We start from the raw sequence: 12,734 nt of genomic DNA, 5'->3' as shown, positions 1-12,734 counted from the left end.
CTAAATAGCCGTCAGAGCCTGCTGGATATCGATAAATTCCAGTAAACTGGCTACGGATTCAAAAGCATCCCCCGTCAGTTCGTCTTCCGCGATAGAAATACCAAACTGCTCTTCCAACTCCATCAAAATTGAGACGATGGCCATCGAATCAAACTCGGGGAAATTGCCAAGTAATAACGTATCGACAGAAAACTCGGAAGCATCAATTGACAAGGTCTCGCTTAAAATCGCAATCAACTTGTCCAAATTAATATTCACCGACATTCAGTTACCTCAAATTACCTGCCAAACCCAAATTAAGGGCGCACATTGTAGCAGGATACTCCCCTAAGATCGCCTAAATCAGCCACTTTTTTACAGATGCTGATTTTTTCCACCAAGGGGCTTTCTTGATCTGGTCTGATTTGCTTAAATAGAGCTCAAGATAGGTCAAATTAATAAACCATGAGTGTTCCAACTTCGTTTGATAAAAGCCAATTAAAGGTCCTGTTGCTAGAAGGAGTTCACCCACAAGCTGAACAGCTGTTTCGCAATGATGGCTATACCAATATCAAGTCCTATAAGACGGCTCTGTCAGGTGCCGAACTTGAAACTGAAATCGCGCAAGCACACTTTCTCGGTATTCGCTCTCGCACTCAATTAAGCGATAGCATTTTAGCCCACGCCAATAAATTAGTGACCGTCGGCTGCTTTTGTATTGGCACTAATCAAGTAGATTTATCTGCTGCGCAAAAAAGTGGGATCCCCGTGTTTAACGCGCCTTATTCGAATACCCGCAGCGTCGCCGAGTTAGTTTTGGGTGAAATGATTATGCTGCTTCGCGGTATTCCAGCTAAAAATGCCGCTGCCCATCGAGGTGAGTGGCTAAAATCAGCGACCAATTCCAATGAAGCTCGAGGCAAAACTTTAGGCATTATTGGCTATGGTCATATCGGCACTCAGCTTGGGATCTTGGCCGAAGGAATTGGTATGCGGGTCAAGTTTTATGATATCGAAACCAAGCTTACTCTTGGTAATGCGGATCAAGAGACCCGCCTTGAGAGCCTACTGGCAACGTCCGATGTGGTTTCATTACACGTCCCTGAAACCGCGCAAACCAAGGGCATGATTGGTCAAGCACAACTGGCGGCGATGAAAGCCAACTCGATCCTAATCAACGCCTCGCGCGGTAGCGTGGTGGATATCGATGCTTTAGTGGACGCACTTGCTAGCGGCCAACTTGCCGGTGCGGCACTTGACGTGTTCCCTACTGAACCGAAAGCCAACAATGAAGAGTTTGTTTCCCCTTTGCGTCAATTTGATAACGTAATTTTAACCCCGCATATTGGCGGCTCAACTCTCGAAGCGCAGGAAAATATTGCCATTGAAGTGACTGAAAAGATGCTTAAATACAGCAATAACGGCTCTACGGTTTCTTCAGTCAATTTCCCAGAAGTAGCGCTACCCGAACATACTGGCACTCATCGAATTTTGCATATCCACAAAAACCAACCGGGAATGCTGTCGCAAATCACCAATATTCTGGCGGATAATGACGTTAATATTGCCGCTCAGTATTTGCAGACCAAAGACCAAGTCGGTTACGTGGTCACCGATATCGATCAAAGCTCCAGTCAAATCGCACTGGAAAAGATGCGCCAAATCGACGGCACTATTCGCGCTAGGATTTTGTATTAAAGGCTATATTTATAGCCTTTTTCTATGTGGCGCAAAAGCACTACTAAACTTATCAAATAAGTTATAGACTCCTCTATTTCCGAATATCAACCAACCGCCAATGAATAACTGCACTAGTGCTGGCAACCACGCAAATACCGGTAATATTTCGATAAAGTTGTTCTCGGTAAAGATTATTGTTGAAAGGTTTACCAAGAAATAAATTACACTCTTACTCACAAAAAATAATCCTAACAATGCGATTAATGGCAGAATAAAATGTTCAGCATTGATAAAATTATCCTCTTTAGGCAACCCGGATATTTTCGCTAAAAATAGGTTTGGAAAGAATAAAAATAGTATCATTAAAAGAAATTTCAAGCCTATTGCTGCAAAGTTTCCCCAACCTAAATTAGTTTCAGAGTAACCCACTCCAATATTTTCGATTAAGTTTAGTTCTTGAAAAATATTTCCAATATCTTTGACGAGATCCACTAACATCCATAGCGCCAAAACCCTTAATACGATAATTAGTATTGCTTTCTGATTCATATTATTTCCTTTATTTTTTATTATAAAAAAAGCCAGCAATAATGCTGGCTTAAATCGTTTAAAATATCAATAGTTAGTTCACCCGCGGATCCAACTTTCCTGCTTTATAATCAATCGCCATTTGTTCCATATTAATCGGCTTGATTTTAGCAGCGTTACCCGCCGTTCCAAAGGATTCGTAGCGCGCTTTGCAAATCGCTTGCATCGCATCTTGCGCAACCTTGTTATATTTGCGCGGATCAAATTCTTTTGGATTATGCTTTAAGAATTTACGAACTGCGCCAGTAGCCGCTAAGCGTAAGTCAGTATCAATATTCACTTTACGCACGCCGTACTTGATGCCCTCTTGAATCTCTTCCACTGGCACGCCATAAGTCTCGCCCAAGTCGCCGCCGTATTCATTGATTACTGCCAACCAATCTTGTGGAACTGAAGAAGATCCGTGCATCACCAAATGAGTATCTGGGATGCGCTGATGAATTTCTTTGATACGCTGAATCGATAATACGTCACCTGTTGGCGGACGAGTAAATTTATAAGCACCGTGAGAAGTACCAATCGCAATCGCCAAAGCATCAACTCCAGTGTCTTTAACAAACTGAGCTGCTTCTTCCGGATCGGTCAACAGTTGATCTTCGGTTAAAACACCTTCCGCACCCGAGCCATCTTCTTCGCCAGCCATCCCCGTTTCAAGCGAGCCTAAACAACCCAATTCACCCTCAACCGAAACACCGCAGGCGTGCGCCATATCGGTGGCTAATTTAGTCACGCGCGAATTGTACTCGTAAGACGCAGGGGTTTTCATGTCCTCTTCTAAAGAACCATCCATCATCACCGAAGTAAAACCTAATTGGATCGACTGCTGACAAATCGCCGGCGAAGCACCGTGATCTTGGTGCATACAAACTGGGATATGCGGAAACTCTTCAGTCGCCGCCAAAATTAAGTGGCGCAAGAAGTTTGAACCTGCGTATTTACGAGCACCAGCAGAAGCCTGAACGATTACTGGCGAATCAGTTTCATCCGCCGCCTGCATAACTGCACGCATCTGCTCCAAATTATTCACGTTAAACGCTGGGATACCATAAGCATTTTCAGCTGCGTGATCTAACAATTGTCTTAATGTAATTAATGCCATAATTTTTACCTTTAAATTCCGCCTTTACCCTAATCCTATTAAACTAATTCTTTGGCTCTTGCTTCTAAGATAGCCACGGCCGGTAATTCTTTGCCTTCCAAGAACTCCAAAAAAGCACCGCCGCCTGTTGAAATATACGAGACTTGATCCTTAATGCCGTATTTATCAACCGCCGCCACCGTATCACCGCCACCAGCAATCGAAAAGGCATCGCTTGCCGCAATAGCTCGAGAAATGATTTCAGTGCCTTGACCAAATTGATCAAACTCAAACACCCCTACTGGGCCATTCCACACAATGGTTTTCGCTTGCGCCAAAATATTTGCCAGATGCTCAGCAGATTGTTCACCAATATCGAAAATCATATCGTCAGCGGCAACCTCTGACACTGACTTAGCCTCCGCTGCTGCACTTTCAGAAAACTCTTTACCCGTTACCACATCTACTGGCACCGGAATCTCGCCACCATTGGCTTTAGCTTGCTCGATCAGTCGTTTGGCTTCTGGAATTAAATCTGCCTCATATAAAGATTTACCCACCGCATGGCCTTCAGCCGCAATAAAAGTATTAGCAATACCACCACCAACAATCAGCTGGTCAACAATACCCGATAACTTTTCTAACACCGTGAGTTTAGTCGAAACTTTTGAGCCGCCAACGATCGCCACCATTGGTCTTGCAGGATTGTCCAAAGCTTTACCTAAAGCTTCCAGCTCGCCTGCGAGCAATAAACCCGCACAAGCAACAGGCGCAAACTTAGCTACACCATGAGTCGAGGCTTGCGCACGGTGCGCAGTGCCGAAAGCGTCATGCACAAATACATCGCACAAATCGGCGTACATTTTTGCTAAGCGATCGTCATTGGCTTTTTCACCTACATTGCAACGCACGTTCTCGAAAACGACGACTTCGCCCTGCTCAAGTTCCACGCCATTTAAATATTCAGTGACCAATCGAACTGGCGCATCTAGCTGCTCATTCAAATAATCAGCAACCATTTTCATCGAGTCTTTTTCCGTTAAAACCCCTTCGGACGGGCGACCACGGTGCGACATCACCATTACTATCGCGCCTTTTTTTAAGGCCAATTTAATGGTCGGGATCGACGCTTGAATACGCACATCGCTGGTAATTTTGCCATCTTTTACCGGAACGTTCAGATCTTCACGAATAAGCACTCGCTTACCTTGTAAATCCAAATCCGCCATTCGTAAAACATTCATAATCTTTTCTTCGAGTTAGTTCTAACTTTAAGAGATTGCATCGTCGCTACGCTTCTCGCAATGACGAAGCCATATTTTAAAACGCAAAAGACTTTCCGAAAAAAGCCTTTTAATTTGCACTATGTTTAGTAGGGATTTTTTGCACTTAGGCAAGGCGCGATTAATTTTATGAGCAGCGTCGTGTACATCAGTACACTAGCAAACAGAAAACTAATCGCAACAAAGCATAAGTCAAAAAAGACCACTAAACAGACATCATCTTGATGGCAACGTCGAGCATTCGGTTCGAGAAACCCCACTCGTTATCGTACCAGGTCACCACTTTCACCAAGTTACCATTCATTACACGAGTTTGACCTGCGTCAAATGTTGATGATGCTGGGCTATGGTTAAAGTCGATTGAAACCAACGGCTCATCGTTATAACAAAGCACGTGCTCGTCTGCTGCTTTTTTAACAATCTCATTAATTTCTTCAGCAGAAGTATCGCGACCTGCTTCAAAGGTTAAATCCACACAAGATACGTTAATGGTTGGAACACGCATTGCGAAACCATCCATCACACCATTTAGTTCCGGGAGCACTAAACCAACTGCTTTAGCAGCACCTGTCTTAGTTGGGATAATACTTTGTGCCGCTGCACGCGCACGACGCAAATCTTTGTGCTGATTATCAATTAATTTTTGATCATTAGTGTAAGCATGAATGGTATTTACTAAACCTGACTTGATACCAACTGTATCGTTTAATACTTTGGCTAAAGGCGCTAAACAGTTTGTGGTGCAAGAAGCGTTCGAGACTACGCGGTGTTCTGGTTTTAAAATGTCATCATTCACGCCGAATACGACCGTGGCGTCAACGTCTGCTGCGCCTGGCGCTGAAATCAATACCTTTTTCGCACCACCTTTAAAGTGCTTTGAAGCGCCCGCTTGATCTTTGAAGACACCAGTACATTCGAATACCACGTCTACATCTTGATCACCCCAAGGGATTAACTCAGGATTACGCTCAGCGTACAATTTGATCTTATCGCCATTCACAATCATGTGCTCGCCATCAGTAGCAACATCAGCATTAAAGCGGCCATGAGTAGTATCGTATTTGGTTAAGTGAACGGTAGTTTCCGCTGGGTGCGAAGAGTTAATCGCAACCACTTGAATGCGATCACGATAGCCATGCTCATAAATTGCGCGAAGTGCTGTGCGGCCAATACGACCATAACCATTAATTGCTACTTTAACTGTCATCTTAAATCTCCGAAATACTACAGTTCTAAATAAAAAATTCGTTATGCGAGCTCTAAAAAGCGGTTGCTTTTAAAAAAGCTCATTCGCTTTGGCAACGATATTGTCTACCGTAAAACCAAAGTGTTTAAATAAATCACCTGCTGGTGCTGACTCACCAAAACTGGTCATGCCAACCACAGCGCCATTTAAGCCAACATATTTATACCAATAGTCGGCAATGCCCGCTTCAATCGCTAGGCGTTTAATTACCGAACTTGGCAATACCGACTCTTTATATTCCGCGTCTTGCGCATCAAATACATCGGTCGATGGCATCGAAACCACTCGGATTTTTTTGCCTTGCTGCGCCATTTGCGCCGCCGCATCAACTGCCAGTTCCACTTCCGAACCAGTGGCAATCAAAATCGCATCAGGGTTTCCATCAGTATCCTTAATCACATAAGCGCCGCGCGCGATGTTGGCTAGTTGCTCTGTATCACGCTCTTGATGTTTTAAGTTTTGACGCGACAAACTTAAGGCGGTTGGCCCATCTTTACGCTCAATCGCCGCTTTCCATGCCACCGCTGTTTCTACCGCATCGCAAGGACGCCAAACCGAACAATTAGGTGTTAAGCGCATGTTGGCTAACTGCTCAATGGGTTGGTGGGTAGGGCCATCTTCGCCCAAGCCGATCGAATCGTGAGTAAACACATAAATTGCTTGCTGCTTCATCAGAGCCGCCATACGAACGGCGTTGCGTGCATACTCCATGAAGATCAGGAAGGTGCCGCCATAGGGCATTAAACCGCCATGCAAGGCCATGCCATTCATAATGGCGCACATACCAAATTCACGAACGCCGTAATACAAATAGTTACCCGAAGCGTCTTTGGCATCAATCGCTTTTGAAGTTTGGCTGATGGTTAAATTAGAGCCGGCTAAATCCGCAGAGCCACCAATCATTTCTGGCAACATTGGCGAATAAGCATTCAACGCCATTTGCGAAGCCTTACGCGAGGCCACGGTTGGGCCCTCGGCTTGTAAATTCTCAATGTATTGCTGCGCTTCTGATTGGAAATTGGCTGGTAATTCAGAGTTTAAGCGACGGTTTAGTTCAGCTGCTAATTCCGGATGCGCGGCTTGATAAGCGGCAAACTGCTCATTCCAAGTTGCTTCCAGTTTTTTCCCTGTATCTTGCGCATTCCAAGCATCGGCAATCTTGCTAGGGATATCAAAAGCAGGCGCGGTCCAACCCAGTTTTTCACGGGCTAAAACAATTTCATCATCGCCTAATGGTGCGCCGTGGCAATCTTCTTTGCCTTCTTTGTTCGGCGAACCAAAACCAATGATGGTTTTGCAGCAAATCAAAGTTGGGCGATTTTCATCCGCTTTCGCTGCAGCAATCGCTTGGCTCACTGCTGCCGGATCGTGTCCATCAACACCAGGAATTACCTGCCAACCATAAGACTCGAAACGCTTCGGCGTATCGTCAGAGAACCAACCTTCGACTTCGCCATCAATGGAAATACCATTGTCATCCCAGAACACAATTAACTTACCTAAACCCAAAGTGCCGGCTAAAGAACAAACTTCGTGCGAAATACCTTCCATCAAGCAACCATCGCCCATAAAAACATAAGTATTATGGTCAATCACTTCATGCCCAGGTTGGTTAAATTGCGCCGCTAAAGTTTTTTCGGCAATGGCAAAACCGACCGCGTTGGCTATGCCTTGGCCTAGAGGACCAGTGGTAGTTTCCACGCCGGGGGTATAACCGTACTCCGGGTGACCTGGGGTTTTGGAATGGATCTGGCGGAAATTTTTAATGTCGTCAATCGAAACATCATAACCAGTTAGGTGCAACACCGAATAGACCATCATGGAGCCATGACCATTGGACATCACAAACCGATCGCGATTAACCCAATTAGGATTTGAGGGATTGTGTTTGAAATAATCATTCCATAACACTTGGGCGATATCGGCCATGCCCATTGGGGCTCCGGGGTGACCAGATTTAGCTTTTTGGACGGCGTCCATACTTAAGGCGCGAATGGCATTGGCCATCTCGAAACGGCTAGGCGATGATGCTGACATCAAGTCTCCAATTGAGTCGGGTATTTTTAAGGCGCATATTGTCTCAAACCCGCACCAGCCAAGCAAATGATTTGCTTAAATTTGCAGCAATTTTAAATAATTCGATTGCTAGTTGGGCTTATCCAATCGCCAAACAAGCCCAGCAAGAATAAAATCGGCGACGGGATCAACCTTCGAAAAGATCTTCGGCAGCTTCTTCTAATGCCTTATCCAAGGTGGAATTAGCATCCGTCAGTAACTTCTCTATCTCGAAATCGGGCACTGGCGGGCTATAGATAAACCCTTGAATTTCCTCACAATTCATAGATTTTAGCGCTTCGACCTGATGCACTGTTTCTACCCCTTCAGCGACCACGCGAATCCCCAAGTTATGCGCCAAGGTAACAATCGAAGCCACCAATTGGCGATCCCTTGCCGAATCATCCAAATCCCATATAAAGGAACGATCGATTTTCAAGGTATCGATAGGAAACTCTTTTAAGTTACCTAATGAAGAATAGCCAACTCCAAAATCGTCCAGTGCTAAGGAAACACCCATCTCTTTTAGGGTGTTCATTTGCTGGATCGAGTGCGACAGATCCTGCATCACCATACCTTCGGTAATTTCAAACTCAATCGCCTCAGCCTCAATTTTCGCCAAGTGCAATGCATTTTTGACCGTTTCCCAAAGATTCTCATGGTAAAACTGAATGGCCGATAAGTTAATCGCCATCTTGCCATCAAAGATCCCGCGCGCTCTCCAGTCCCGTAACTTTAGACAAGCTTTTTCAATCACTTGTTGACTGATCGGAATAATCAGCCCTGACTCTTCTGCCAGCGGAATAAACTCATTCGGCGGTACCAAGCCCCTTTCTTCGCTACGCCAACGCACCAAGGCTTCCAGCCCCGACACTTTACCCGTGGCTAAATTTACTTTGGGCTGGTAGAACACCACAAACTCATCTTTTTCTATCGCCTGCCGCAAATCGTTTTCCAAAGTCAGGCGCATCTTAGCCTGCTCATTCATTTGGCGAGTGTAGAATTGGAAAGTGTTTTTACCTTTTTTCTTAGCGTAATACATGGCGGTATCAGCGTTGCGTAACAATTCTTCTGCCGTTTGCCCATTCTCCGGCGACATCACGATGCCAATACTCGGCGATACCAAAATTTCATTATTGGATAATTTTAGAGTCTGCCCGAAGCGATCTAAAATTTCCTGAGCAATTTTAGCCGGATGATTCCAAGCATCAACATCTTGTAAGAAAACGATAAATTCATCACCACCTAATCGCGCGACCAAACCTTTATTGCCATCCAAAATTTCTTGCAACGCCTCCGCCACCGCAATGAGCAATTCATCCCCAACTCCATGCCCAAGCGAGTCGTTAATTCGCTTAAAATTATCCAAATCGATAAACAACAAGGCGTGTTGAGCATGGTTGTCAGAATGCCGTAAACAATACTCCACTTCTTTTCTAAAGGTGCTGCGATTAGGCAAGTTGGTTAGCTGATCGGTCGTGGCTAGGCGTCGTAATTCATGCTCGGCTTTTTTGCGATAAGTAATGTCCGAAAAGACACCCACGTAATTGGTAATGGTGCCATCGTTATCACGAATAGCATCGACGTTGATTTCAATGGGGTAGATATCCCCATTACTTTTTACGGCTTCTAATTCGCCCTGCCAGCTACCTTTGGCCGCTAAGGTTTGCATGATTTGTTGATAAAAATCATCGGTCATTCCGTGGATCGCATTTTCATGCATTGGCGCCCCAATAACTTCTTCCGCGACATAACCGGTAATCGACTCAAAAGCCTTATTGACCACAATATAGGTCAAGTTATCGTCTAAAATCCAAACCGCATCAGAAATATTCTCGAACGATTTTACGATCACGTTTAATTGCTGCTCAGCATCTTTAAGATCGGTAATATTTTTTATGGTTCCTGCCATACGGATTGGTCGTGTGCGATCAAACTCCACGGTTTTGCCTTGATCCAGAACCCAAATCCAACCACCGTTATCGTCACTGATGCGATAAGTGCTTTCAAAGTGCTGTGATTTACCATTGATATGCGCATTTAATGCTTGTTTAACGTATGACAGATCGTTCGGATGAATATTGGAGTTAGCATCGGAATAGCCGCTGCGAATACCGTCGCGTGGAAAGTCTTGCTCCCACTCGTTGGATAAATGCAGCGCTCCCGTTTGCATATCCCAATCCCACAGCTCATCACCGCTACCCCATAAGGATAATTTGAGGCGCTCTTCACTCTCTTGCAATTTAGACTGGGCTTCGCGGCGTTCCTTGAAACGCGCTCGCATAATATAGCCAAAGGTGCCTACAAACATCAGTAGCGCTAGAGTATAAGCTAAGATTGCCCAGCCCGATAAATAGGGCGAAGGTAAAACCTCTACCACCAAATCTTTGGTCATAGGGCTCCATAGACCATCTTTGTTAGAAGCCATTAGGCGAAAACGATATTGATTGGGCTCAAGTTTGGCATAGACCGCGCTACGATTGGAAGCTCCAACTTCAATCCAATCCTGATCATAACCTTCTAACATATACCGAAAACGATTAGCTTTAGGGTTAGCAAAGTGCATTCCCGAAAATTCGAAGGTCACCGAATTATCTTGTGAGAACAGCGTTAACAGATCCGTTCGATTCACTGGCAATTTAGAATGGGCCGTTTCATCCGATCCAACTCGAGCAGGATTATTATTCACCAAGACCTGTGTGATAACCGGAATAGCCTGCGTTTTATCTTCAAAATAGCTTTTCGGATCAAAACTAATCAGTCCATTAATACCGCCCAAATAAATCCGCCCTTTCTTATCGACTGCTTTAGCGCCTAAATTAAAATCATAAATAGGCTGCCCTTGATCTAAGGTAAAGTGGGATAAGCTCAAACTATTTGGATCCAATCGATACAAACCGCGGGCCGTTGCCAACCACATAAAATGGTTCTCATCTGCCACCACCGAATAGATAACATCGTTTAAATTGGAATTGTCACTGTGAATTTGCTCATAGCTTTGTATGGTCAGATCCAAACGTAGTAGCCCGCTACCATAAGTTGCCACCCAAAGACGACCATGAATATCTTGATGAATATCAAACACTGGGCTGTTTAAAGCCGATGGAGAATTTTCGAGATACTGGCTCGCTCCTTCGGTACGCTTATCGTCAGGATAAAACCGCAGCAAACCCTGCTCAGTAGCCAACCAAAGGAACTTCTTGGATTGATCAAACATCAAGCCATAAATAATGTTTTTGTGGCTGTAATTTTTTTGCTCAATCAGGTGCTGAGTAATCTTGCCATCATTATTAATTTCCCAGAGCCCTTTTGAGGTAGCTAACCATAAACCACCATGGTGATAGGCTCCCGAAAATAAAGTCGCACCTTTAAAATCGAAGTGATTTAAAGGTTCTAAGTTGTTGGTTAATTTGTCGTATTGCCATAGTTTTTGCGATGCAATGATCCAAAGTTTGCCAGCAGATCCTTCTAAAATTCCATTAATGGTAGTGCCATCCCAATCTTTAATACTCGCTTCAAGATCCATTTCATAAGCCGTACCTTTTGGCTTTAGCAAACTAATGCCATCAAATTCACTACCAACCCACAGCCAATTATCCGAATCTATTAGAATGGAAAAAGTCGAGTCGCCTACTAGGTTTTGCGCAGATATGTTTTGCGAGAAATTAGGCCGCGCAAAATAGTGCTGGAAGTTAACTCGATTAGGATTGATCCGCTGTAAATATGCGCCCGTTCCTAACCAAACCACGCCAGTACGGTCTTGTAACAAAGCTTCAACTCGGTTTACTCCAAGGCGGTCTTGAGTGTGATTGGTGTAATGGTAGTGGTTAGTGTGCTGATCGGCTTGATACGAATAGACACCGTTTTTGCGCGTTGCTAACCATAAGCCTTGATCTTGAGTTTTTAAGATCTGGGTGACATTAACAAAAGGGTTATCTATGCCAAAGTTGGTTAAGTCTTGAACTTGCAAAGTCTTACGCGACGGACTCCACAGATAAAGCTCTTTCTGCGTTAAGAGGTAATATTGCTCAGGAGCAATTTCCAGAATTTGTAAAATGGCATCCAATTCATCCGGTAAATCGACCAAATCAAATTGCTGCTTTTTGGGATCGAAAATGGCAATCGCGCCATCGGTAGTTCCAAGCCATACCGTTTGTTCCGAGTCGATGTATAACGAGCTGACTTCTTCGACTGGCCGCCTTATACCAAAACGATTAATGATCGGGAAACTTTTAAAACTGTTAGTGTCCGACTGAAAATAGGAAATCCCACCAGCAGTTCCAACCCAAACTCCACCTTGCGCATCGGCGGCTAAACTTAAAATTTTATTACTGGCTAGGGTTAAAGGCTCGGCAGGGTTATGGAAGTAATTAATAAATCTGCCGGTTTGTTGTTGGAATAGATTCAGACCGTCTCGGGTACCGACCCACAGATTATCTTGCGCATCCACCACCAAAGCACTAATGTCATCGTGACTCAAATTACTGGTGCGGCTATGGAAAATCTCAACCTTATAACCGTCATAGCGATTCAAACCATCGCGAGTACCTATCCACAAAAACCCTAAACGGTCTTCGGCTAGGCTAGTCGTGATGCTGTTACTCAGTTGATCATCCAATTCAGCCGAATCCGGCTCTAAGGTATTCGCCGCCAATTCGCCACAGCAACCCAACAGCCAAGCCAAAAACACAGCTTTGAGCATCAAGTTACGGATTATTCTGTCTCCAAATAACAAATCGACAAGGCCTTGTGCAAATTTTTCTTGATTAGTGTCAGAGTTAATCACAGTTTCAGCCAATTTGAAGCAAAAAGCAAAAAAAATATC

At 44.4% G+C, this 12,734-nt stretch carries 8 protein-coding genes; 1 reads left to right on the top strand and 7 read right to left on the bottom strand.

Going from position 1 to position 12,734, the window contains the following annotated elements:
- Nucleotides 1-264, bottom strand: a complete 264-nt coding sequence (locus NFS34_RS04530) for an acyl carrier protein (protein WP_251358701.1) — start codon at nucleotides 262-264, stop codon at nucleotides 1-3.
- A gap of 180 nt (nucleotides 265-444) precedes the next feature.
- Between NFS34_RS04530 and serA the strand changes: the two genes are divergently transcribed.
- Nucleotides 445-1,677: a phosphoglycerate dehydrogenase gene (gene serA, locus NFS34_RS04525; protein WP_251358700.1), complete on the top strand. Its 1,233-nt coding sequence runs from the start codon at nucleotides 445-447 to the stop codon at nucleotides 1,675-1,677.
- 9 nt (nucleotides 1,678-1,686) lie between these two features.
- Here the strand turns inward: serA and NFS34_RS04520 are convergent, their stop codons facing one another.
- The 6 genes from NFS34_RS04520 to NFS34_RS04495 form a co-directional block, all read right to left on the bottom strand.
- Complete coding sequence (locus NFS34_RS04520) at nucleotides 1,687-2,208, bottom strand: hypothetical protein (protein WP_251358699.1); 522 nt, start codon at nucleotides 2,206-2,208, stop codon at nucleotides 1,687-1,689.
- A gap of 73 nt (nucleotides 2,209-2,281) precedes the next feature.
- Nucleotides 2,282-3,346 carry a class II fructose-bisphosphate aldolase gene (fba, locus tag NFS34_RS04515; protein ID WP_251358698.1) on the bottom strand — a complete coding sequence of 355 codons (1,065 nt, stop codon included), beginning with the start codon at nucleotides 3,344-3,346 and terminating at the stop codon, nucleotides 2,282-2,284.
- A gap of 38 nt (nucleotides 3,347-3,384) precedes the next feature.
- On the bottom strand, nucleotides 3,385-4,569 hold the full coding sequence (locus NFS34_RS04510; RefSeq protein WP_251358697.1) for a phosphoglycerate kinase: 1,185 nt from the start codon (nucleotides 4,567-4,569) through the stop codon (nucleotides 3,385-3,387).
- Nucleotides 4,570-4,813: 244 nt separating this feature from the next.
- Nucleotides 4,814-5,815, bottom strand: a complete 1,002-nt coding sequence (gap, locus tag NFS34_RS04505) for a type I glyceraldehyde-3-phosphate dehydrogenase (RefSeq protein WP_251358696.1) — start codon at nucleotides 5,813-5,815, stop codon at nucleotides 4,814-4,816.
- A gap of 69 nt (nucleotides 5,816-5,884) precedes the next feature.
- Nucleotides 5,885-7,891, bottom strand: a complete 2,007-nt coding sequence (gene tkt / locus NFS34_RS04500; RefSeq protein WP_251358695.1) for a transketolase — start codon at nucleotides 7,889-7,891, stop codon at nucleotides 5,885-5,887.
- Nucleotides 7,892-8,057: 166 nt separating this feature from the next.
- Nucleotides 8,058-12,695: an EAL domain-containing protein gene (locus NFS34_RS04495; RefSeq protein ID WP_251358694.1), complete on the bottom strand. Its 4,638-nt coding sequence runs from the start codon at nucleotides 12,693-12,695 to the stop codon at nucleotides 8,058-8,060.
- Nucleotides 12,696-12,734 lie beyond the last annotated feature (39 nt).

The organism is Kangiella sp. TOML190, assembly GCF_023706045.1.
In the GTDB taxonomy this organism is placed as follows: domain Bacteria; phylum Pseudomonadota; class Gammaproteobacteria; order Enterobacterales; family Kangiellaceae; genus Kangiella.
The sequence above is the reverse complement of the archived record's forward strand: the minus strand, read 5'-3'. Positions and strand labels throughout refer to the sequence as shown.